The following is a 21,290-nucleotide window of genomic DNA, read 5'->3' as shown; positions in this document are numbered from 1 at the left end:
CCTGCTCCGCCGCGCGGCGGAGCAGGCCCTTCGTGGTACGCGGTGGGCTCGGCTGCGGCGCGGCGGTGTGGAGATCCGCGCAACTTCATGGTTGTTGTGGTCTCCCTGGCGCGCGAGGCCACTACATCCCTGAAGTTGTCGGCACCGGGTCTCCGGCGGCGGTCGGGCGGCAGAAATCAGCGCAGCTCCTCGGCCAACCCGACGACGATGCCCTCGGGGCCGCGGACGTAGCAGAGCAGGAAGATGTCCCCGTACCGCTGCACCTCCCCGACCGGTTCCGCCCCGTGGCGGCGCAGCCGGGCGATCGTGTCCTCGACGTCGTCCACGGCGAACATGATCCGGCGAATGCCGAGGGTGTTCGCCGGCGCGTCCTCCGGCTCGTGGCGAACGGCCTTGGGAGCGTGGAACATCGCCAGCTCGACCTTGCCGTGACCGTCCGGGGTCCGCAGCATCGCGACCTCCTGCCGCACGTCGTCGATGCCGATGACCCGCTCCACCCACCGGCCCTCGACCGGTCCCCGGCCCTCCACCTCCAGGCCGAGTTCGACGAAGAACGCGATGACCGCGTCGAGGTCCTCGACCACGATGAGGACGTTGTCCATCCGCCGGATCGCCATGCTGCTTCCTCCTGCTCTAGGTGCGGTCCCGGTCGCCGCATTCTCCCCTGGGACGTACCTGCCCGGCCGTTCTCGACACCCGGCACCCCTCAGCCGCCCGGTCCCTAGAGCGGGATGGTCTCCTCGTTCGCGCTGCGGCGCTGCCGGGCCAGGTACGCGGCCAGCTGGGGATCGACCTCGATCGCCTCGCCCCGCAGGTAACGAGCGACGGTCCGCCGGGCGGCCTGGTGTTGGAGATACTCCAGGGCGTCGAGGCGGCCACCGGCGTACCGGGACAGGACCGTGATCACCTCATCGGCGTCGACAGTGAAGTCGTCGAGGGCCAGCAGCGAGTACCGCCGCCGTCCGTCGTGCTCAGGGGCCGAGCGTCCGGGGAGCCGCACGCCGGGAACCAGGCGAATCTCCAGGAGCCCGCTCTCCCCGGTCTTCACCACCGCGAGCGACTCCACAGCTTCCCAGGCCAGGCGTGTCGTACGCCCGCGCAGGCGAAGCGTCAGCCCGTCGGCGTCCACCTCGATCTGGAAGGACCACAGCAGAGCAAGCAGACCCACGAGGGAAAGGACGACGATGACAACACCCACGACCCCGTACAGCGGGGCCATGTTGTGAAAGCGGTGGCCGGGGTTGGCTGCTGCCGCACTTGCGGCACACACGACAAACGCGCCGAACACACCGTAGGTGATCCTTCTGCGCCGCACCTTGGCGGTGTTCCGGAACAGCCGCTCGCGTCGCGTCACCTGCCCCTGATGGAACCCGCCGGCAAACCCAGCCGCTGACCCGTCCCACCGTCGCCGGTTGCGACAAAGTCATCTTCTGCCGTTGCGGAACACGAAGCGGTGGACGTACGCGAGGCACCCATAGACGCTGCTGCGGGCGAAGGCACCGCAAGCCCCGAAAGAGCTGTGGCCGTCTCTAGGTGCGGTCGCCGGGACCGACGTCGCCGGCCTGCCGCGCGGCGATGTCGACGAACTCCCGCACCAGCGGTGACCGGTTGTTCTCGGCCCAGGCCAGGCACACCTGGTTGTCACTGAGGTCGCCGACGGGCACGTGGACGACGTCCGGCCTGGTGTAGAACCTCGCGATCGACAGCGGCAGGATCACCACCCCGGCCTCCGCGGCGACGTGCTCCAGCTTCTCCTCGACGGAGGTCAGCACCGGCCGGGGGCGGGGCTCCGGGTCGGTCGGTCGATTCGGCAGGTCCCGCCACTCCGGCACCGCCTCCGGGTCCTGGAGCAGGCGCTCCTCGGCCAGCTCGGCGAGGTCGACCGACTCCTTGCCCGCCAGACGGTGTTCGCCGGGCAGGACCACGACGCGGGGTTCGGTGAACAGCGGGCGGAGGCGCAGGCCCCGCTGGTCGACCGGAAGCCGCACGTAGCCGACGTCGGCGCGCCCCTCGCGCAGCACCTCGGCCTGGTCGTCCCGGGAGGTGCGGAGGACGCCGACAGCCAGTTCGGGGTGCAGCTGAGCGATGGCACGGGCCTCGGCCGTGACGATGATGCCCGGCATGAACGCGATGGTGAACGTCGGCCGGCCGTGCGCCGCCCGCTGCACCCGCCGACGCAGGGCCTCGGCCGAGGCCAGAAGCGGACCGGCGTCGGCCAACAGTTGACGACCGGCCTCGGTCAGCACGGTGGAGCGGCGATCACGAACGAAGAGTTCGGCGCGGAGTTCGCGCTCGAATGCCCGGATCTGCCGCGACAGGACCGGCTGGGCGATGTGCAGCCGCGCGGCGGCCCGGCCGAAGTGCAGCTCCTCGGCGACGGCCACGAAGTAGCGGAGCTTACGCAGATCGACGTCCATCCGACCCTCCCGTCCAGCACCCACGATACCCGTCGGGTATCACAGCAGTTCGAAGAGGTCTTGGACGAGGGTGCCAGCGCCGACGCACGGTGGTGAGCGTCAGCCGAACACGATCCGGAAGGACCATCATGACCCTCACCGACCAGCGCGTCGTCGTCCTCGGCGGCACCTCGGGAATCGGGCTCGCGACCGCCGCCCGGGCCGCCCACGAGGGCGCCCAGGTCGTGGTCGCCTCGCGCAACCGGCACAGCGTGGACCGCGCCCTCGCCGCCCTGCCGGCCGGCACCCAGGGGTACGTCGCCGACCTCGCCGACCCGGCCGACGTCACAAGCCTGTTCCAGGGGCTCGGCCCGTTCGACCACCTCGTCTACACCGCCGGCGAACCGCTCGCGCTGATGTCCGTCGACGCCCTCGACCTCGCCGCCGCCCGTACCGCCTTCAACCTGCGCTACTTCGGTTCGCTGGCGGCGGTCCACGCGGCGCTCCCGCACCTGCGGCCCGGCGGGTCGATCACCCTCACCACCGGCACCGCCGGTCACCGGCCGAAGGCGGGCTGGTCCGTGGTCGCCGGCATCACCGGAGCGATCGACGCGCTGGTCCGCTCGCTCGCCGTCGAACTGGCACCGATCCGGGTCAACGCCGTCTCCGCCGGCGTCATCCGCTCGCCGCTGTGGGACACACTGCCCGACGACACCCGAGAGCAGATGTACGCCCATCTCAGCGCGTCACTGCCGCTCGGCCGCGTGGGCGAGCCCGAGGAGGCCGCCGAGGCGTTCGTCTACCTCCTGCGGTCGACGTACGCCACCGGCACGCTGGTCACCGTGGACGGCGGCACCCTGCTCGCCTGAGAACCGTACGCTGCGGCCCCGCGCCGCCCGTCCCCACTAGGGGATGAGGACGATCCGCCCGAAGACCTGGCCGGCGTCCATCCTCTGGTGGGCGGCCACCGCCTGCTCCAGAGGCAGCACCTCGTGCACCACGGAGACCAGCTCGCCACGGGCCGCTGCGGCGAGCTGGTCTCGCCGCACGGCCTGGCGGGCGGGTTCCGGCACCGTCGCGGCGCTGAACGTGGCGAAGGACAGGGACTTCTGGAAGGCGGCCATCAGCGTCGCGCCGAAGTCTGCCGGCGGCTGACCCCCGACCGCGCCGACGAGCACGAGGCGCCCGTTGGGATTGAGCCGGTCGAAGAACGAGGGCATGCGGTCGCCCGCGACAACGTCGATGATCACGTCATAGCCGCGAGGAGCGTCCGACCCTCCTGCTCCGCAGCGGTCGAGCACGTGGGTAGCGCCAAGGCCACGCAGCCGACGACCACGCTCGGGCGACGAGGTGGTGACCGCGACGGCGCTCGCCCCACGGCGGGCCGCCAGTTGCACCGTCATGATCCCGATGCTGCCGGCGGCACCGCGCACCAGGACGGTCTCCCCCTCGGCGAAGTGCGCGTGGGCGAGGCCGAAGTGGGCCACGACCCCGGAACTGCCGAGCGTTACGGCATCGACGACGGAGAGGCCGGCGGGGACGGGCAGCACCTCCGAGATCGGGGCGACCGCACGCTCGGCGTACCCACCGCCGGTGCCGGTGAACGCCCACACGCGTTGCCCGACCCACGCCGGGTCGACACCCTCGCCGACCGCGGCCACCGTCCCCGCCACCTCGCCGCCGAGGATGTGACCCTCTTTGAAGCCGTACGCGGCGAGGGCACCACTTCGGATCATGACGTCGACGCCCGCGACACCGACCGCTTCTACGGTGATCATCACCTGCCCACCAGCCGGAACCGGGTCAGGGATGTCGGACACCGACAAGCCCCGAGGATCGCCGAACTCCCTGATCATGACTGCCTTCACGGGTGCCTCTTCTCGAGCCGGACCGCCTGTGGTCAGCGCGAACGGTAGTGGACGCCGGCGTCCGTTTAGCTAAAGTGAGAGCGTGACCGAGCAGTTGACTCGAAACCTACGGTCGGACGCGCGAGACAACCGCCAGCGGATCCTCGAAGCCGCCCGGACGATGTTCGCCACCGACGGCATGGACGTGCCGATGCGCGAGATAGCCCGCAGGGCCGGGGTGGGCCCCGCTACCCTCTACCGGCGCTTCCCCACCAAGGAGGCACTGGCCACCGAGGCGTTCGCCGAGCAGATGGACGCCTGCCAGGTCATCGTCGACGAAGGGCTCGCCGACCCCGACCCGTGGCATGGCCTGTGCCTGGTGATCGAGAAGCTCTGCGAGCTACACGCCCGCGACCGGGGCTACACCTCGGCGTTCACCGCGGCCTTCCCGCACGCCGTGGATCTCGCCGCGAAACGCGAAGCGGCCCTGGCCGCACTCGCCGAACTGGCCCGCCGAGCCAAGACCACCGGCCATCTGCGGTCCGACTTCGTCCTGGACGACCTCATCCTCGTCCTGATGGCCAACGGCGGCCTGCACGCGACCTCGACCGACACCCGGGTCGCCGCGTCCCGACGCTTCGCCGCGCTCGCCATCAGAGCGTTCCGCGCCTGAGGCGAGTCGTTCGCCGCGCCTCGCGCTGACCCCTCACACCGCCGCCGACGACAACCGCATCTTCTGCCAGTTGCGGAACACGAAGCGGTGCACCGACTTCAACCCGACCCACAGGGCCGGATAGAGGGCCGCCCGACCGAACCCGCGAACCGTCACCGTCGTCGTCCGGGTCACCTGCGTGCCGCGCTCCGTCCCGGTCAACTCGAACACGTCACCGAGCTGGTCGACGAAGCGGTGGAAGCCCAGGTCGGTCGACTCCATGTGGAAGGCCAAGCGGCTCGGCGGCTCCCACGTCGTGATGCGTTGCCGCACCACGCCCTGCTCCGACACGCACTGCCGAGCGGCGCCCACCTCACCCGGGCCCTCGGGCAGGCGGCAGGTCGTCGGCCGGGGCGTACCCAGATAGAAGACCGGACACCGGGGCTGCAACTCCAACCGGGAGTCGCACAGCGCCGGCCACAACACCTTGGGTGGGTGGGGCATCATCCAGCGCGTACGCACGATCATGCCCGTGACGGTAGCCCGGGTGTCGACGGTGCGCTGCCTCGGCCCTTCGTGGCAGGCTGCGGCGGTGACGACGTTCAACATCCGTACCGCCACGCCGGCCGACGACGGTTTCCTGGTCGACATGCTCGTGCAGGCCGTCAACTGGCTGCCCGAGCGCAACTGGTCACGTGAGGAGATCCTGACGAAGCCCGAGCTGGCCCACTACGTCGCCGGCTGGATGCGACCGGAAGACTTCGGGGTCGTCGCCGTGGACCCGGCCGATCGGCCGATCGGCGCGGCCTGGTGCCGACACCTGACGGCCGCCGACCCGGGCTACGGGTACGTGGGTGACGACGTACCCGAGCTGACCCTCGGGGTGGTGGACTCCTGGCGCAATCGCGGTGTGGGCCGGGCGCTCGTACGCGCGGTTCTGTCCGTCGGAGCCGAGCGCGGCCTACGGGCGGTGTCGTTGAGCGTGGAGCGAGCCAACTTCGCCGCGAAGCTCTACGCGAGCGAAGGCTTCCACACGGTCGAGTCGTTCGACGACGCCGACACCATGGTTGCCCAGCTCCCCGGCCGCCCCTCGGCCGACGCCGACCCGTCGGTCAGCGCGAACCCCTGACCGTCGACGTCGCGGGCTACTGCCCGGGCCGCGCACCGTCCGGCGCGACCGGCCCGTACACGTGGCGACGCACGAGGTCGTCCCGTTCCAGGATCACGTCGACGACCTGCCAGAACTCAGCGATCCTCGGATGACTCAGCCCCTCTTCCCGGCTGAGCTTGCGCCCGAAGACCGGATTGTCACCGGCCACCTCGCCACCGTTGACGAGCGTCGCGGCAGGGGCCGGGGAGCCGACCACGGGACCGACCCGGCAGCCAAACGTGATGTGGTCGTCGACGCGATCCTGGCCCCAGGTCCCCAAGATGGCATCGATCCAGGCCTCGTGAACCCCGTCGTGGTGATAGCAGCTCGCGAAGTAGACAGCGAAGGCGGTGTCGCCCTCGTAGATGTTGGCCCAGGTCCGGTCCGCCTGCGTGTCGCAGCACTGGCACACGAACTCGCGTACCTGACGGCTGCTCTCATCGATCACGAGATTCACGGCGCGAACTCTAGCGGCACCGAGCGCAATCCCTCGACGGCGGCAATACTCGATCAGAGTGCGACGTGATCGTCATCCAGCGACGTCGTCCGCACTGGATCTCCTACGCTGAATCTCCGCGTTGATCTCGGCCGCCCGCCTCTGCAACGGCAGCGCCTCCTCCACCAGCCCCAGAGCGCTCAACGTGTACGCCAGGTTGTGCAACCGGAGCGCGATCGTGGGATGCCCCGCCGGCAACGCCGCCTCACTGATCTCCACCGCCCGCCGCTGAAACGGCAGCGCCTCCTCCGCCTGGCCGAGAGCGCTCAACGTGTACGCCAGGGTGTCCAATCGGACCGCGATCGTGGGATGCCCCGCCGGCAACGCCGCCTCACTAATTTCCAACGCCCGGCGCCGCAGCGGCAGCGCCTCCTCCGCCTTCCCCAGATCCACCAACGTGCCCGCCAGGTTGTTCAACCGGGTCGCTATGTCGGGGTGTCCGGCTGGTAAGGCCGCCTCACTGATCTCCAACGCCCGCCGCTGCAACGGCAGCGCCTCCTCCGCCTGGCCCAGATCCCCCAAGGTTCCCGCCAGGTTGTTCAGTCGGAGGGCGATGTCCGGGTGCCCTGCCGGCAACGCCGCCTCACTGATCTCCAACGCCCGCCGCTGCAACGGCAACGCGTCCCCCGCCCGCCCCAGAGCCCCCAACGTGTACGCCAGGTTGTCCAATCTGGTGGCAATGATGGGGTGCCCCGCCGGCAACGCCGCTTCACTGATCTCCAACGCCCGCCGCCGCAGCGACAGCGCCTCCTCCACCTGCCCCAGGGCCCGCAAGGTGCCCGCCAAGTTGTCCAACCTGAGCGCGATGTCCGGATGCCCCGCCGGCAACGCCGCCTCACTGATCTCCAACGCCCGCCGCTGCAACGGCAACGCCTCCCCCGCCCGCCCCAGAGCCCCCAACGTGTACGCCAGGTTGTCTAGTCGGAGCGCGACTGTGGGGTGGCCCGCCGGCAACGCCGCCTCACTGATCTCCAACGCCCGCAGTCGCAACGGCAGCGCCTCGCCCGCCCGTCCCAGAGCCACCAACGTGGACGCGAGATTGTCCAGCCTCAGCGCGATGTCCGGATGCCCCGCCGGCAACGCCGCCTCACTGATCCCCAGCACCCGCTCCTCAGCCTGTAGAGCCTCGCCGTACCTCGCCTGCGTGTAGTGATAGAACGCGACCTGGCCCAGCAGGTACGCGAGGGTCAAGTTGACGCTGTCCTCGGGCATGTGGTGATCGAGCGCGTCGACGTGTGGAACAAATGCCCTCCATTGCGGCCAGAGGTCGACGTCTTGTGCGGGGTTACCTGGTGGGCGGGCTCGGTCGAGCAGAGCCAATGCGCGGTCGAGGACTTGCTGCCACAACGACTCGTCAGGGTCGGTGGGCTCGTCGTGGTGGTCAACCTCGGTCTGCGTCTGTGCCTGGCTGCGGACCACCGTCTGCAGGAGTCGGTGCATGCTGACTGTCGTCTGCCTGAGTGTGACCAGGTTGTACGACGCCAACGCCGCCAACGCCTGGTCGACAGCACCGGCCTGCTCGGCATAACCAGCCAAGATCGAACGTGGGACGTCGTCGGGCGCGTAGCACGACAGAATCCGCAGCAGGTCGATCGCCGCCGGCCGGACCTCGCGTAGCTGGTCGAGGGTGAGGAGCCACACCTGGGCCACCGCCCGCTCCGCCTGGTCCCCCTCGGCGATGGTGTTCAACACCTCGGCAGGCTGCGCCCGCAGCCGATCCAGGTAAATCGACACCTCCAGGCGGGTCTGCCTCAGATAGCCCGCCGCCTGCTGCAACGCCAACGGCAGGTACCCCAACTCGTCGGCCAACACCGCCGCCGCCAACACATCCCGCTGCTCCCCCGGCTCCAGCAGAAGCCGCACCGCGGACTCACGATCCAGCATGTCCAGGCGTAGACACCCGTCGACAAGCGTCTCCCAGTTCACGTCACGCCGCGTCGTGATCAACAGGTGCCCGGTGTCGAGCTGCGCCAACAGAGGTTCGACATCCGAGCGCTGCTCCACGTTGTCCAGCACGAGCAGCCAGCCCGACTGGTTCTGCAACCAACCGACAGCCCACCTCGCGGCCTCCGCGGCTGTCGCTGTCAGCATCAGTTCCGGGTTCATGCGGGCCGTCAACGCGGCCAAGCCGTTCTCGATCGACGCCGGGCTGTCAGCGGTCACCCACCACCGCACCGGGTACCGATCACGCCGCTGGTGGGCGTACTGCAACGCCAACTCGGTCTTACCCACCCCACCGAGGCCGTGCACCGCCTGGCAGATCACCCCGCTACCGGCGGACATCACCGCCTCCAATGCCGTCAACTCGTCCTGACGGCCAACGAACAGCCGCGTCGCCGGCTTGGGCAGGTTGTGCAACCGCTTCCCCGTGTCGGGCGCCGTCGACGCCCGATGCAGCTCAATGCGCCGCGCGTCGACCTTCGCGTCGTCCCCCGTGATGGCGAGCCCGCTGATCTCCCCCGCCGCGATCGACCGACCGCCCTCGGCGCTCACCTCACCAGGCTCCCCCGGGCCGGGGGCGTAGCGGTCGCTCATCGAGTCACCTGGCCACCGTCCCCGGTGATCACCACCCCGCTGATCGTCTGGCCGGCGACAGACCGTTCACCCGATGCCGTGATCGTCACCCCCGCCGACGCCAGCAGCTGCGACAACTCGGCGGCCAACCGCGCATCGGCAGTAACCGCCTTACGAATCTGCCACCGCAACGCCGCCAACCGATCCTCATCGGCCGGGTCCTCGGCCACATCCAGCACCGCCGCCTCCACCAGTGGCGCCGACTCCTCCCGTCCCAGCAACCGGCGCAGCAGCCGTCCACCCAGACCGACCGTCGCGTCCGCGGCCACCTCCTGCACGCGCGCCACCACACCCGCCCCGTACGCTCCGGCAGCCGCCGCCACGTACGGCACCACCGCACCAGCCAGCGAAGTCACATCCGGATCCATCAGCCCTCACCCTCCGAGCCAGCAACCAGCAACCTCGATCAGTACCACACCGATGCACGCATCGTCACGGCGCGACCACCACCGCCGCGGCGACCACCAGCGGCGGGACGTGCCACGTTAGGCTCGGCGCGCTGCCTGACCATCGAGGAGATGTCGATGCGCGTTACCCGCAGGCACCTTCTCATCACCGCCGTACTCGTCGGCTGCTTCGTCTGGGCGATGGTCGTCGTCGGGCTGTCGTTCGCCATGGCGGAGCACGACAGGCGACAGTGGTGGGTCATTCCGCTCTTCGGCGCGTTCGTCATGTCGATCGCGGTGCTGGCCGTCCGCTGGATTCCCGCGGGCACGTCGGTGGCCGGCACGGCGCCGGCGGACCCGCCTCCGCCCGCCGCCGCCCCGGGGTCGCCGACCGTCGCCGTGCGACGCAAGCCCGCCGAGACGCTCAGCGCGCGCGAGGTGGAGGTGCTGCGCCACCTGGCGGCCGGCCGTACGAACGCGGAGATCGCCAAGGCGCACTCTTTGTCGCGCCCGGCACGGTGAAGGCGCACCTCAACCACATCTTCCGCAAGCTCGACGCGGCGAGCCGTCTGCAGGCCGTGGCGCACGCCCGCGAGGCCGGGTTGCTCGACTAAACCCGGTTTAGACCGCCGGTACGCCGTTCGGCAGATGCCGTAACCAGCGGCGCTTCCTAGCGTCCGGTGCATGAAGCAACGTACTGATCAGGTCGTGCCGTTCGTTCTCGTCGCGGTCTTCACCATCGTGGTGCAGGGCCTGTCCCTGATGGAGTTCCTGCCACTGCCGGTCGCGCTGCTGATCGGTGCCGCCTGGGCGGTCATCGTCGGGCTGGCCGCGCGCTGGGCCAGCCGTGGACCGACGCGGAGCGCCTGGGTGGAGGACAGCCTCGTCGCGCTGGGCTGCGTCACCATGGCCCTGTTCGCGTTCGGCGGCGCCGTCGGTCTGCTGATGCTGGGCACCGCGCTGGACAGCTCCTCGATCACCGGCGAGACGATGGTGACGATGTTCCTGCCGAGCATCCCGATCGCGATCGCGGCGAACGTCCCCACCGAACTCGTCATCCTTCCGGGTCTGCTGATCCTCGGGTGGCGTCCCGGCACTCGCCGGGTCCTCTACGTCACGGCAGCCGCGCTGTACTTCGTACACCGGATCTGGACCTATCTGGTGTTCGCCCCCGACCGTCTGGACTTCGCCGCGGCGGAGCGGTCCACCGCGGCACTGACCCCGGCGGAGAAGGAGCAGTTCGCCGCGGCGCTGCACGTCGACGACCCACGCTGGATCCTCAACCTGGTGATCTTCGCGGTCCTCCTGCTCTCCGCCTTCTTCTCCCGCCTGCGGGAGGTCAAGGACCCCGTCGCTGCCGCGCCCCGGCGCACCAGGGATATCTAGGGCGACCAGTGCGGGTCGAGGCTCTTGCCGTGCCCCCGGGGGCATTGTCCGTAGCCGGTGCTGGACACGTTCCAGTGGTGGGAGCAGTACGGGGCGTCGCACCGCGCACAGAATCCGGCGTCGTCGTAGAAGCCGGCCGTCGTGACGGCGGCGTGCCGGTACGGCTGGGTGAAGGCGTCGACGATGCGCTGTGCCTCTGCCGGGTCCGCCGGTCGGCCGAGCCCGTTACCCGCCGCGATCCCGGAATACAGCAGCCACCACCGCTGGCCGGTGTGGCGCTCTCGCGCGGCGGTGTAGGCGTCGCGCTGCGCCGGTGACCAGCGCTGCCAAGCGATCGGCTGGCCATCCGGTGGGACGAGTTCCACGTGGGTCGCCGGTCGCCCACACACCGCGCACGGCGGCTCGGCGACGAAGGCTTCAGGCATGGCCCTCATCCTCCTACGACCGCCGGCCGAATACGACCGTCGACGCCGCCGGAGCCGGGGACCGCTACTTGGCGTTGAAGTAACTCGCCTCCGGGTGGTGGACCACGATGGCGTCGGTGGCCTGCTCGGGCATGAGCTGGAACTCCTCCGACAGCTCGACGCCGATCCGCTCGGCGCCCAACAGGTCGACGATCTTCGCCCGGTCCTCCAGATCGGGGCAGGCCGGGTAGCCGAACGCGTACCGGCAGCCCCGGTAGTCGTTTCGCAGGATGCCCGCCAGGTCCGTCGGGTCGTCGTGGCCCAGCGGACGCCCGTCGGGCAGGGTCAGCTCGGCGCGTACGCGCCGGTGCCAGTACTCGGCGAGGGCCTCGGTGAGCTGCACGGACAGCCCGTGTACCTCCAGGTAGTCGCGGTACTCGTTGCGGGCGAACAGCTTCGCCGCGTACTCGCTGACGGGTTGCCCGACCGTGACCAGTTGCAGCGCGACCACATCGAGCTGGTCGCCCTTGGGCCGGAAGAAGTCCGCGAGGCAGAGCCGTCGCTCCTGCCGCTGGCGGGGGAACGAGAACCGGGCGCGCTCCGCGTGCCCGTTCTCGTCGAGCACCACCAGGTCATTTCCTTCGGAGTACGCCGGGAAGTAGCCGTACACCACGGCTGCCTCGAGGACCTGGTCGGCGATCAACCGGTCCAGCCAGTACCGCAGACGGGGGCGGCCTTCGGTCTCGACCAGTTCGTCGTAGGAGGGCCCGTTGCCGCCGCGGGCGCCGTTGAGCCCCCACTGCCCACGGAACGTGGCCCGCTCGTCGAGCAACGCCGCGTAGTCGGCCATCGGGACGCCCTTGACGACGCGCGTGCCGAAGAACGGCGGGGTGGGTACCTCCACGTCGACAGCCACGTCGGAGCGGACCGAGGAGTCGTGCAGCTCCGGCAGTGACTCGGTGACCAGCGTGCGCTGCCGTTCCCGGCGGGCGCGCCGGGCGGCGAGGGCGGCCTCCCGCTCCGGGTCGATCACCGGGGCGCCGCCACGCTTGGCGGTCATCACCTTGTCCATCAAGGACAGGCCCTCGAACGCGTCCCGCGCGTAGTGCACCTGGCCGGGGAACATCGACCGCAGGTCGTCCTCGACGTACGCGCGGGTCAACGCCGCGCCTCCGAGCAGGACGGGCCAGCGCTCCGCGACTCCGCGGGTGGCCATCTCGGCCAGGTTCTCCTTCATGATGACCGTGCTCTTGACCAGCAGCCCGGACATGCCGATCGCGTCGGCGCGGTGCTGCTCGGCGGCGTCGAGGATCGCGCTGATCGGCTGCTTGATGCCGATGTTGACGACCTCGTAGCCGTTGTTGGACAGGATGATGTCGACCAGGTTCTTGCCGATGTCGTGCACGTCGCCGCGCACGGTGGCCAGCACGATGCGGCCCTTGCCGCCGTCCTCGGTGGTCTCCATGTGCGGTTCCAGGTACGCCACGGCGGTCTTCATCACCTCGGCGGACTGGAGCACGAACGGCAGCTGCATCTGCCCGGAGCCGAACAGCTCGCCGACGACCTTCATGCCGTCCAGCAGGATGTCGTTGATGATCGACAACGGGGACCGGCCGCCGGCCATCGCCTCGTCCAGGTCGGCCTCCAGGCCGTTGCGCTCACCGTCGATGATGCGGCGCTTGAGTCGCTCGTCCAGCGGCAGCGCCGCCAACTCCTGCGCGCGGGTGGCCCGCGCGCTGGTCACGTCGACGCCCTCGAACAGCTCCAGGAAGCGCTGCACCGGGTCGTACCCCTCGCGACGCCGGTCGTAGACCAGGTCGAGCGCGACCTCCCGCTGCTCGTCGGGGATCTTCGACATCGGCAGGATCTTGCTGGCGTGCACGATGGCCGAGGTCAGACCGGCCTGCACGCACTCGTGCAGGAACACCGAGTTGAGCACCTGCCGGGCCGCCGGGTTGAGGCCGAAGGAGATGTTCGAGATGCCCAGGGTGAAGTTGACCCCCGGGTAGCGCGTGGCGATCTCCCGGATCGCCTCGATCGTCTCGAGGCCGTCGCGGCGGGTCTCCTCCTGACCGGTGGCGATCGGGAAGGTCAACGCGTCGATCAGGATGTCGGCGCGGTCCATGCCCCACCGGCCGGTCAGGTCGTCGATCAGCCGCGCCGCGACCCGGACCTTCCACTCCTTCGTCCGCGCCTGCCCCTCCTCGTCGATGAGCAGCGCCACCACCGCCGCGCCGTGCTCGCGGACGACGGGCATGACCCGCGCGTACCGGGAGTCCGGGCCATCGCCGTCCTCGAAGTTCACCGAGTTGACCACGCATCGACCGCCGAGCATCTCCAACCCCGCCTCGACGACCGCCGGCTCGGTGGAGTCCAGCATGATCGGGAGCGTCGACGCGGTGGCGAACCGACCGGCCAGCTCGCGCATGTCCCGCGTGCCGTCGCGGCCGACGTAGTCGACGCACAGGTCCAGCAGGTGCGAGCCGTCGCGGGCCTGGCTGCGGGCGATCTCGACGCAGGCGCGGAAGTCACCGGCGAGCATCGCCTCCCGGAACGCCTTCGAGCCGTTGGCGTTGGTCCGCTCCCCCACCATCAGCACCGAGGCGTCCTGCGCGAACGGCACCGGGTGGTAGACCGACGAGACGCCGGCCTCGTGGCGGGGCTCGCGCCCGGCCGCGGTGACGCCGTGCAGCCGCTCGGCCAGCACCCGGATGTGCTCCGGGGTGGTGCCGCAGCAGCCACCGACGAGCCCCACCCCGTACTCGGTGATGAACCGTTCCAGAGCCTCGGCCAGCTCCACGGGAGTCAGCGGGAAGTACGCGCCGTCGGCCGTCAACACCGGCAGGCCGGCGTTCGGCATCACCGACAGCGGGATCCGGGAGTGCTGCGACAGGTAGCGCAGGTGCTCGCTCATCTCGGCCGGACCGGTCGAGCAGTTCAGCCCGATCAGGTCCACCCCGAGCGGCTCGATCGCCGCCAGGGCCGCGCCGATCTCGCTGCCCACCAGCATCGTGCCGGTGGTCTCCACGGCCACGTGACAGATGATCGGCACCTGCTGGTCCAGCTCGGCCATCGCCCGCTTCGACCCGACGATCGCCGCCTTGACCTGCAAAAGGTCCTGGCAAGTCTCGATGATCAACGCGTCCGCGCCGCCGGCGATCAGGCCCGCGGCATTCTCCTGGTACGCGTCGCGCAGCGTCGCGTAAGGGGCGTGCCCGAGGGTGGGCAGCTTGGTGCCCGGGCCGATCGAGCCGAGCACGAAGCGGGGCCGCTCCGGCGTGCTGGCCGCGTCGGCGGCCTCCCGGGCGATCCGCGCGCCCGCCTCGGACAGCTCGCGGATGCGCTGCGGGATGTCGTACTCGGCGAGGTTGGCCAGGTTGGCGCCGAAGGTGTTGGTCTCCACGCAGTCCGCGCCGGCGGCCAGGTACGCGTCGTGCACCCCGCGCACCACGTCGGGACGGGTGACATTGAGGATCTCGTTGCAACCCTCGAGACCGTCGAAGTCGTCGAGCGTGAGGTCGGCGGCCTGCAGCATCGTGCCCATCGCCCCGTCGGCGATGAGGATCCGATCGGCCAGCACATCCAGCAACGAAGTCCGCACCCGTTCAGGTTAGTGCGGCCCCAGGCGAACCTGAGCCCCGTCCACGCCCGATCCCATATTGTGTCGGCCGGATCACCCTGTCCGGTTCGCCGCCGTATGCCCGGTGGCACAGCGGGTGGACCGGCGCGGCCGACGGGCCGCATCCCTGCTCGGCACGTAGGCTGACGGACGTGAAGGAGAACAGGGACGCCATCGTGCACCACGGTCCGACAACCGGGCGCGGTCCCGGTGCCGGCCGCGACGAGCAGGGTGAGGTGACGGCGTGACCGAGTTCGACGGACTGCCGGTCCTGCGGTCCCCCGTGGCCATCGCCGCGTTCGAGGGCTGGAACGACGCCGCCGACGCGTCCACCGCGGCCGTCGAGCACCTGGAACAGGTCTGGAACGCCCGACAGATCGCCGAGCTGGACCCGGAGGACTTCTACGACTTCCAGGTCAGCCGGCCGACCATCACCATGGCCGACGGGGAGACCCGCCGGGTGGAGTGGCCGACGACCCGGTTCATGGTGGCCAGCCCCGAAGGCACCGACCGCGACGTGGTGCTGATCCGGGGCATCGAGCCGAGCATGCGCTGGCGGACGTTCTGCGAACAGGTGCTGGAGATCTGCCACAGCCTGGAGGTGGAGCGGGTCGTGCTGCTCGGCGCGTTGCTGGCCGACGTGCCGTACACCCGGCCGTTGCCCATCAGCGGTAGCGCGTCCGACGCCCAGGCCGCCGAGCGCTACCAGCTGACGCCCACCCGTTACGACGGGCCGACCGGCATCGTCGGCGTGCTGCACGACGCGTGCGCCCGCGCCGAGGTCGACGCCGTGTCGTTCTGGGTGCACGTGCCGCACTACGCCAACAACCCACCCTGCCCCAAGGCCACCCTCGCCCTGCTGCACCGGGTCGAGGAGGTCGTCGACCTGCCGGTGCCGATGGCCGACCTGGCCGAGGAGTCCGCCGAGTGGGAGCAGCGGGTACGCAGCGCCGCCGAGCAGGACGCCGAGCTTGGCGAGTACGTCCGCGAGCTGGAGGAACGCGTCGGCGACGAGGGCATCACCCCGTTGACCGGTGACGAGATCGCCCAGGAGTTCGAGAAGTACCTGCGGCGTCGAGGCGGTTCGGCCGGCCCCACCGCCGGCTCCTGGTAGCACTGTCCGTCGCGGGCCCTCGGACCTTTCTGGTCCGAGGGCCCGTTTTCGTGTTCGGGCCATTTTCGCGCTCGGGGTCGGTTTCCGTTTTCGGGGCCCGTTTCCGCGTGTCCGGGGTGGCGGCGTCACACCCTCTAAGGCATCCTAGGAACCTAGATGTGATCAAGGAGGCGGGTGTGCAGATCAATCCCGGCGCCGCCGAGTTCCCCCACCGGCAGATCGCCGCGCAGCTCAAGGCCCAGGTCCGTCGCGGCGACTGGGGCCCCGGCGAGCGGCTGCCGTCCATCCCGGCCATCGCCGAGATGTTCGGCGTCGCCAAGCAGACCGTGCAACGCGCCGTCGACCAGCTGCGGGTCGAGGGCATCCTGATCACCAAACCCGGCTCCGGTACGTACGTCCGGGGCACCCGGCGTCGACTGAACCGCCTCTCCCGGGGCCGGTACGGCGGGTTTCGCGGCTACCACACCGACCTGGCCGCCCGATACCGCCAACAGCTCGTCTCCGTCGGCCTCTCCCCCGCGCCCGCCGAGGTCGCCGACGCGTTCGGAGTCTCCGACGGCACCAACCTGCTCTGCCGTCGCCACCTCGTCCGCACCGACGACTCCCCCGTCGAGGTCGGCGCCTCCTGGTTCCTGCCCCGCGACACCGACGGCACCTCGCTGGAACGCGCCGAGGCGTTCGGCCGGCCGCTCTACCAGGAGGCCGAGGAGGCCACCGGCCGCCGGTACGCCTCCGCCACCGACACGATCAGCGCCCGCCAGCCCAGCCGGGAAGAGGCCGAGACCCTGCAGATCCGGCCCGACACACCGGTGCTGCACCTGCTGCACGTCGCGTACGACAGCCACCGCAAGCCCATCGAGGTCGCCCAGGCCACCTGGCCCGGCCCGATGACCACCCTCACCGAGGAGTACCAGATCCCCGCCCCCACCCCCGACCCCGACCCAGACCCGGGCCTGGTCCTGGGCTAACCCCACCCACCCGGTCCCACCCGGTCCCGGCCCCACCCCGGTCCCGCCGTCGATCTTGCACTTTCTGTCGACGCTTTGCCCCGATCGGCCCCTTTCGCAACGTCAGAAAGTGCAAGATCGACGGCGAGGCAGCGAGGCTCGCGTCGATCATGGAGTTGTGGTGCCTCGCATAATGGGCACAGCACCTCATCACGGCCACCACAAGTCCATGATCGACACTGAGCGGCGGGCACACAGGCGCCCGCCGGCTAGCGCGGGAGCCCGCCGGCGAGCGCGGGAGCCCGCCGGCTAGCGCGGAGGCGCCAGGCCGCGCGTGGGCGGGGGGGGGCGTTACAGGCGGATGCCGAGGAGGGCGTCTACTGTTTTCGCGAAGAGGGCGGGGGCCTCCGGGTCTTCCGTGGCGCCGGAGAGGGCCGCGTCGGCCCAGTGATCGGCCACCGCCAGAGCGCCGGGGGTGTCGAGGTCGTCGGCCAGTCTGGCGCGTACCCCGGACAGCAGCTCGGCCCCGGACGGCCCGGCGGGCGCGGCGGCGGCCCGCCGCCAGCGGTCCAGCCGCTCCTGCGCGGCGGTGAGCAGCTCGTCGGTCCAGGTGCGGTCGCTGCGGTAGTGCTCGGAGATCAACGCGAGGCGGATCGCCATCGGGTCGACCTTGTCGGCGCGCAGCCGGGACACGAAGACCAGGTTGCCGCGGGACTTGGACATCTTCTCGCCGTCCAGGCCGATCATGCCGGCGTGCACGTAGTGCTCGGCGAACGGGGCCTGGCCGGTGAGTCGTTCGGCGTGCGCGGCGGAGGCCTCGTGGTGCGGGAAGAGCAGGTCGTTGCCGCCGCCCTGGACGTCGATGCGGTCGCCGAGCAGGTTCAGCGCGATGACCGCGCACTCGATGTGCCAGCCGGGCCGGCCCGGGCCCAACTCCCCGCCCGGCCAGGACGGCTCACCCTCGCGCGCCCCCCGCCACAGCAGGGGGTCGAGGGGATCGCGCTTGCCGGCCCGGTCGGGGTCGCCGCCGCGCTCGGGGAAGATCTCCAGCATCTGCTCGCGGGTCAGGTTCGACTCGTAGCCGAACCGGCCGGTGGCGGAGACGTCGAAGTAGACGTCGCCGGTGCCGTCGTCGAGTCGGTAGGCGGCGCCGTCCTTGAGCAACACCTCGACCTTGTCGGCGATGTCCGGGATCGACTCGACCGCGCCCACGTAACGCTCCGGCGGGATGATCCGCAGCGCCTCCATGTCCTCGCGGAACAGGGCGGTCTCCCGCATCGCCAGGACCACCCAGTCCTCGCCGTCGCGGGCGGCCCGTTCCAGCAGGGGGTCGTCGATGTCGGTGACGTTCTGCACGTACCGCACGGGACGGCCGGCATCGCGCCACATCCGCTGCACCAGATCGAACGTGATCATGGTGGCGGCGTGACCGAGGTGGGTGGCGTCGTACGGGGTGATGCCGCAGACGTACATGCTCGCCGCGTCGGCCGGGTCGCTCGGGTGGACACTCTGCCGCGCCGAGTCGTACAACGCCAACGGCTCGCCCCGACCCGGCAGCCGTGGCACCTCGTGTCCCGCCCAAGACTCCATGGCCTCAGCCTAACCAGCCCTCAGGCGACACCGGGACGCCCCACGGGTGATCAAGATGACAGCGGGGTCACATGGGGGGCCAGGGTATCGCCGGCCAGTCCTCCGGCGGCTGCGGGAAGCGGCCGGTCTCGCGCAACCTCTCGACGCGGGCGGCCAGCTCGGCGATCTCGCTGATCGTCAGGTGGTCGGCCAGCTCCTCGCCGAGCGGCCCGGCGACCTGCGCGGCGAGCCCGTCGAGCATCTCCACGGCGTCCGGCGGAACCTGCTTGCCGGCCCAACCCCAGAGCACCGTACGGAGCTTGTCCTCGACGTGGAAGCTCACCCCGTGGTCGACGCCGTAGATGCGGTCGTCGTTTCCGACGAGCACGTGCCCGCCCTTGCGGTCCGCGTTGTTGATCACCGCGTCGAGTACGGCGAGGCGGGCCAGGCGTGGATCGTCGGCGTGCGCGAGGGCGTACGCGGCGCCGTCGTCGTCCCGGGCCGCCGCGATCGGGAACCAGCGCGGCGGCACCTCCTCGGCCGGCACGAACCCGACCAACGGCTCGGCGTCCTCCGGCTCGTCGATCCAGAGTTGGCAGGAACCGGGGCCGAACGGACCGTCCCGCAGCACGGTCGGCGGCACCAGGCCCCAGCCGGTGGCGTGGGACACCAGGTACGCGGACACCTCCCGGCCGGCGAGGGTGCCGTCCGGGAAGTCCCACAGCGGGCGCTCCCCGCGGACCGGCTTGTAGACGCAGCGGGCCGTGACGCCGTCGAGGGTCAGGATGCCCCGCAGGGTAGTGTTCGACGCGTCGACCAGCCGGCCCTCCAGGTCGAGGGTGCCGTCGCGGAGCAGCCGCAGCGCGGCGTCACCGTCGCGCAGAGGTTGGAGGCCGGACAAGGTCACCGGTGGTAACCGTTGTGCCGCGGGCACAGGTGCCCGGCGGGGTCCAACGGCTGGCCGCACAGCGGGCACGGCGGCCGGCCCGCGTTGACCACGCGCCGGGCCCGCTCGATGAACTGGCGGGTGGCCTGCGGAGTGAGCCGCACGCGCAACCGGTCCAGGTCCTCGTCCGGCTCCTCGTCCTCGTCGTCCTCTTCGTCGTCCTCGTCGCCCAGCTCGACCTCGGGCTCGACCTCGCCGGCGGCGATCGCCTCGATCACCACGGTCGCGGTGTCGACGTCGAAGGCCAGCCCGAGCGTCCCGACCCGGAACTCCTCGTCGACCGGGGTGTCCAACGGCTCGTTGTCGCCGGTCACCGGCGCCAGCTCGGGCAGCTCCACCCCGAAGCGGCGCTGCGCCTCGGTGAGCAGCTCCTCCAGCTTCTCGGCCAGCAGGGACACCTGGACCTTTTCCAGCGCGACGCTGACCAGCCTGCCGCCGCCGCGGGCCTGCAGGAAGAACGTGCGCTCCCCCGGCGGCCCGACAGTCCCGGCGACGAACCGCTCCGGCGGTTCGAAGGCGTGCACCTGGTGGGTCATACCCACGACCCTATCCGGCCCACCATGGCATCGCGCACCCCACCGACCCGAATCGCCGCAGGGGCAACGCGCCCGGTGTATCGGGGGCCACACCCGGGCGTGGCGCTGTTTCTCACCTGGCCGCACCCGCCCCGCCGCCGACGGCGGCGTCCGACTCGGCCGCCCGCGTGGTCCGCCGACGCCGCTTGCGCGGCGGCGGGACCAGCGCGGCGAGGTCACCGCCCGTGTCATTGAGCCGGACCACGAAGGGCCGCAGCGGCGTGAAGCGGATCGCGGTCACCGACGCCGGGTCGGCCACGATCCGCTGAAAGGCATCCAGGTGTACGCCGAGAGCGTCCGCCACGATGGCCTTGATCACGTCGCCGTGGCTGCACGCGAGCCAGACCGCCTCAGGCCCGTGCTCGGCGTTCACCCGGGCATCCCAGTCGCGGACGGCCGCCACCGCGCGGGCCGCCATCGCCGCCATCGCCTCCCCCTGCGGGAAGACCGCCGCGCTGGGGTGCTGCTGGACCACCGGCCAGAGCGGCTCCTTGGCGAGCTTCTTCAGCGGCTGCCCCTCCCAGCTGCCGTAGTCGCACTCGATCAGCCCTTCCTCCACCACCGGCGTGGCCTGGGGCAACGCCAGTTCCAGGGTCTGCCGGCAACGAATCAGCGGACTGGTGACGACCGCTGCCAACGGCACCGCCCGCAACCGCTCGCCGACCGCGGTGGCCTGGGCGCGCCCGGTGTCGTCCAGCTCGACCGGCTGCCGGCCGGCCAGGCCGCCGTCGGCGTTCGCGGTGGTACGGCCGTGTCGCAGAAGCAGAAGGGTCGCCACACTGATCACCCTAGGGCCTCCCCCACGCCCACGATCGCCACGGGCTCGGTGGCCACGCCGCTCGGCCGGAATGAGCATGATCGACTCGACATAGCCAATATCGCGGCATCAACCGATCCCGGACACCCCGACTTCGGCGATCCGGAGTCGACCATTCGGTCCGATCGCCGCACACGGGCGGTGTGTCCGATTGGCGGGGGCTGTCGTGATGGCCGGCTGCGCCGTGGCGGGTGTGCCGTGGCCGGCTGCGCCGTGGCGGGTGTGCCCCGTGGCCGGGGAGTCGTTGGCACGCCCGGCGGTCGTGGCCCTCGGACGATCGCAGGAGCGCAGGTCGCCGCCCGCCGCCCGTCGCCCGCCGGGTCGGGCCCCATCACCTCGCGTCCTTTGCTCTGCTTCAACCCAGGAAACACCCGGTGTCCGATTATCGGACGGCAGGTGTTTCCTCGGTTGA

The 21,290-nt window shown here is 70.8% G+C and carries 22 protein-coding genes; 8 read left to right on the top strand and 14 right to left on the bottom strand.

Annotated elements, in window-relative coordinates; all coding sequences use genetic code 11:
• Positions 1 to 176 precede the first annotated feature (176 nt).
• The 3 genes from ABZ272_RS28385 to ABZ272_RS28375 all read right to left on the bottom strand — a co-directional run bounded on the left by ABZ272_RS28385 (position 177) and on the right by ABZ272_RS28375 (position 2,417).
• Positions 177 to 617 (bottom strand): VOC family protein, encoded by a 441-nt coding sequence (locus tag ABZ272_RS28385; RefSeq protein ID WP_355052994.1) that lies wholly within the window; start codon positions 615 to 617, stop codon positions 177 to 179.
• A gap of 104 nt (positions 618 to 721) precedes the next feature.
• Positions 722 to 1,354: a hypothetical protein gene (locus tag ABZ272_RS28380; protein WP_355052993.1), complete on the bottom strand. Its 633-nt coding sequence runs from the start codon at positions 1,352 to 1,354 to the stop codon at positions 722 to 724.
• Between the two features lie 175 nt (positions 1,355 to 1,529).
• Positions 1,530 to 2,417: a LysR substrate-binding domain-containing protein gene (locus tag ABZ272_RS28375; RefSeq protein ID WP_355052992.1), complete on the bottom strand. Its 888-nt coding sequence runs from the start codon at positions 2,415 to 2,417 to the stop codon at positions 1,530 to 1,532.
• A gap of 128 nt (positions 2,418 to 2,545) precedes the next feature.
• Between ABZ272_RS28375 and ABZ272_RS28370 the strand changes: the two genes are divergently transcribed.
• On the top strand, positions 2,546 to 3,265 hold the full coding sequence (locus ABZ272_RS28370) for an SDR family oxidoreductase (protein WP_355052991.1): 720 nt from the start codon (positions 2,546 to 2,548) through the stop codon (positions 3,263 to 3,265).
• Between the two features lie 36 nt (positions 3,266 to 3,301).
• Here the strand turns inward: ABZ272_RS28370 and ABZ272_RS28365 are convergent, their stop codons facing one another.
• Positions 3,302 to 4,174 (bottom strand): zinc-binding dehydrogenase, encoded by an 873-nt coding sequence (locus ABZ272_RS28365; protein ID WP_355052990.1) that lies wholly within the window; start codon positions 4,172 to 4,174, stop codon positions 3,302 to 3,304.
• Between the two features lie 172 nt (positions 4,175 to 4,346).
• Between ABZ272_RS28365 and ABZ272_RS28360 the strand changes: the two genes are divergently transcribed.
• A complete protein-coding gene (locus ABZ272_RS28360; RefSeq protein WP_355052989.1) occupies positions 4,347 to 4,916 on the top strand; it encodes a helix-turn-helix domain-containing protein in 570 nt (189 codons plus the stop codon).
• Between the two features lie 33 nt (positions 4,917 to 4,949).
• On the opposite strand, the gene ABZ272_RS28355 is transcribed toward ABZ272_RS28360, so the two are convergent.
• Positions 4,950 to 5,423: a hypothetical protein gene (locus ABZ272_RS28355; protein WP_355052988.1), complete on the bottom strand. Its 474-nt coding sequence runs from the start codon at positions 5,421 to 5,423 to the stop codon at positions 4,950 to 4,952.
• 4 nt (positions 5,424 to 5,427) lie between these two features.
• Here ABZ272_RS28355 and ABZ272_RS28350 point away from each other — a divergent pair, with 4 nt between their 5' ends.
• Complete coding sequence (locus ABZ272_RS28350) at positions 5,428 to 6,024, top strand: GNAT family N-acetyltransferase (RefSeq protein WP_355052987.1); 597 nt, start codon at positions 5,428 to 5,430, stop codon at positions 6,022 to 6,024.
• Between the two features lie 16 nt (positions 6,025 to 6,040).
• On the opposite strand, the gene ABZ272_RS28345 is transcribed toward ABZ272_RS28350, so the two are convergent.
• The 3 genes from ABZ272_RS28345 to ABZ272_RS28335 form a co-directional block, all read right to left on the bottom strand.
• Positions 6,041 to 6,502 carry a hypothetical protein gene (locus ABZ272_RS28345; RefSeq protein ID WP_355052986.1) on the bottom strand — a complete coding sequence of 154 codons (462 nt, stop codon included), beginning with the start codon at positions 6,500 to 6,502 and terminating at the stop codon, positions 6,041 to 6,043.
• Between the two features lie 72 nt (positions 6,503 to 6,574).
• Positions 6,575 to 9,076, bottom strand: a complete 2,502-nt coding sequence (gene fxsT / locus ABZ272_RS28340; protein WP_355052985.1) for an FxSxx-COOH system tetratricopeptide repeat protein — start codon at positions 9,074 to 9,076, stop codon at positions 6,575 to 6,577.
• Entirely contained in the window at positions 9,073 to 9,483 is a 411-nt protein-coding gene (locus ABZ272_RS28335) for a hypothetical protein (RefSeq protein WP_355052984.1), read from the bottom strand. Before ABZ272_RS28335 ends, fxsT begins: the two co-directional genes overlap by 4 nt.
• Positions 9,484 to 9,639: 156 nt before the next feature.
• Between ABZ272_RS28335 and ABZ272_RS28330 the strand changes: the two genes are divergently transcribed.
• From ABZ272_RS28330 to ABZ272_RS28320, 3 genes are all read left to right on the top strand, one after another.
• Positions 9,640 to 10,023: a LuxR C-terminal-related transcriptional regulator gene (locus ABZ272_RS28330; protein WP_355052983.1), complete on the top strand. Its 384-nt coding sequence runs from the start codon at positions 9,640 to 9,642 to the stop codon at positions 10,021 to 10,023.
• Positions 10,020 to 10,115, top strand: coding sequence for a hypothetical protein (locus ABZ272_RS28325; RefSeq protein ID WP_355052982.1), 96 nt, complete (start codon positions 10,020 to 10,022; stop codon positions 10,113 to 10,115). Before ABZ272_RS28330 ends, ABZ272_RS28325 begins: the two co-directional genes overlap by 4 nt.
• 70 nt (positions 10,116 to 10,185) lie before the next feature.
• Positions 10,186 to 10,887: a hypothetical protein gene (locus ABZ272_RS28320; RefSeq protein ID WP_355052981.1), complete on the top strand. Its 702-nt coding sequence runs from the start codon at positions 10,186 to 10,188 to the stop codon at positions 10,885 to 10,887.
• Here the strand turns inward: ABZ272_RS28320 and ABZ272_RS28315 are convergent.
• Positions 10,884 to 11,312: a hypothetical protein gene (locus ABZ272_RS28315; protein WP_355052980.1), complete on the bottom strand. Its 429-nt coding sequence runs from the start codon at positions 11,310 to 11,312 to the stop codon at positions 10,884 to 10,886. The genes ABZ272_RS28320 and ABZ272_RS28315 overlap by 4 nt on opposite strands.
• Positions 11,313 to 11,376: 64 nt before the next feature.
• On the bottom strand, positions 11,377 to 14,892 hold the full coding sequence (metH, locus tag ABZ272_RS28310) for a methionine synthase (protein ID WP_355052979.1): 3,516 nt from the start codon (positions 14,890 to 14,892) through the stop codon (positions 11,377 to 11,379).
• Between the two features lie 262 nt (positions 14,893 to 15,154).
• Between metH and ABZ272_RS28305 the strand changes: the two genes are divergently transcribed.
• A complete protein-coding gene (locus ABZ272_RS28305) occupies positions 15,155 to 16,024 on the top strand; it encodes a PAC2 family protein (protein ID WP_145782100.1) in 870 nt (289 codons plus the stop codon).
• A 176-nt stretch (positions 16,025 to 16,200) separates the two neighbouring features.
• On the top strand, positions 16,201 to 16,992 hold the full coding sequence (locus ABZ272_RS28300; protein ID WP_355052978.1) for a GntR family transcriptional regulator: 792 nt from the start codon (positions 16,201 to 16,203) through the stop codon (positions 16,990 to 16,992).
• Positions 16,993 to 17,322: 330 nt separating this feature from the next.
• Here ABZ272_RS28300 and mshC read toward each other — a convergent pair whose 3' ends face one another.
• The 4 genes from mshC to ABZ272_RS28280 all read right to left on the bottom strand — a co-directional run bounded on the left by mshC (position 17,323) and on the right by ABZ272_RS28280 (position 20,848).
• The gene (gene mshC, locus ABZ272_RS28295; RefSeq protein WP_355052977.1) at positions 17,323 to 18,561 is read right to left on the bottom strand and encodes a cysteine--1-D-myo-inosityl 2-amino-2-deoxy-alpha-D-glucopyranoside ligase; all 1,239 of its coding nucleotides are present in this window, start codon (positions 18,559 to 18,561) and stop codon (positions 17,323 to 17,325) included.
• Positions 18,562 to 18,628: 67 nt separating this feature from the next.
• On the bottom strand, positions 18,629 to 19,447 hold the full coding sequence (locus ABZ272_RS28290; RefSeq protein WP_355052976.1) for an SCO1664 family protein: 819 nt from the start codon (positions 19,445 to 19,447) through the stop codon (positions 18,629 to 18,631).
• Positions 19,444 to 20,022, bottom strand: coding sequence for a DUF3090 domain-containing protein (locus ABZ272_RS28285; RefSeq protein WP_355052975.1), 579 nt, complete (start codon positions 20,020 to 20,022; stop codon positions 19,444 to 19,446). Before ABZ272_RS28285 ends, ABZ272_RS28290 begins: the two co-directional genes overlap by 4 nt.
• Positions 20,023 to 20,134: 112 nt before the next feature.
• Positions 20,135 to 20,848, bottom strand: coding sequence for an MSMEG_4193 family putative phosphomutase (locus ABZ272_RS28280; protein WP_355052974.1), 714 nt, complete (start codon positions 20,846 to 20,848; stop codon positions 20,135 to 20,137).
• Positions 20,849 to 21,290: the final 442 nt, after the last annotated feature.

This window comes from Micromonospora sp. NPDC005979 (genome assembly GCF_040614415.1).
Classification (GTDB): Bacteria; Actinomycetota; Actinomycetes; order Mycobacteriales; family Micromonosporaceae; genus Micromonospora.
This window is presented reverse-complemented; position numbering and strand designations above follow the sequence as displayed.

Excerpts from the sequence above, each read along its gene's own strand:
- ABZ272_RS28320 (WP_355052981.1), top strand. The coding sequence starts at position 10,186 with ATGAAGCAACGTACTGATCAGGTCGTGCCGTTCGTTCTCGTCGCGGTC.
- mshC (WP_355052977.1), bottom strand. The coding sequence starts at position 18,561 with ATGGAGTCTTGGGCGGGACACGAGGTGCCACGGCTGCCGGGTCGGGGC.
- fxsT (WP_355052985.1), bottom strand. The coding sequence starts at position 9,076 with ATGAGCGACCGCTACGCCCCCGGCCCGGGGGAGCCTGGTGAGGTGAGC.
- ABZ272_RS28355 (WP_355052988.1), bottom strand. The coding sequence starts at position 5,423 with ATGATCGTGCGTACGCGCTGGATGATGCCCCACCCACCCAAGGTGTTG.
- ABZ272_RS28285 (WP_355052975.1), bottom strand. The coding sequence starts at position 20,022 with ATGACCCACCAGGTGCACGCCTTCGAACCGCCGGAGCGGTTCGTCGCC.
- ABZ272_RS28365 (WP_355052990.1), bottom strand. The coding sequence starts at position 4,174 with ATGATCACCGTAGAAGCGGTCGGTGTCGCGGGCGTCGACGTCATGATC.
- ABZ272_RS28385 (WP_355052994.1), bottom strand. The coding sequence starts at position 617 with ATGGCGATCCGGCGGATGGACAACGTCCTCATCGTGGTCGAGGACCTC.
- ABZ272_RS28375 (WP_355052992.1), bottom strand. The coding sequence starts at position 2,417 with ATGGACGTCGATCTGCGTAAGCTCCGCTACTTCGTGGCCGTCGCCGAG.
- ABZ272_RS28370 (WP_355052991.1), top strand. The coding sequence starts at position 2,546 with ATGACCCTCACCGACCAGCGCGTCGTCGTCCTCGGCGGCACCTCGGGA.
- ABZ272_RS28315 (WP_355052980.1), bottom strand. The coding sequence starts at position 11,312 with ATGCCTGAAGCCTTCGTCGCCGAGCCGCCGTGCGCGGTGTGTGGGCGA.
- ABZ272_RS28330 (WP_355052983.1), top strand. The coding sequence starts at position 9,640 with ATGCGCGTTACCCGCAGGCACCTTCTCATCACCGCCGTACTCGTCGGC.
- ABZ272_RS28335 (WP_355052984.1), bottom strand. The coding sequence starts at position 9,483 with ATGGATCCGGATGTGACTTCGCTGGCTGGTGCGGTGGTGCCGTACGTG.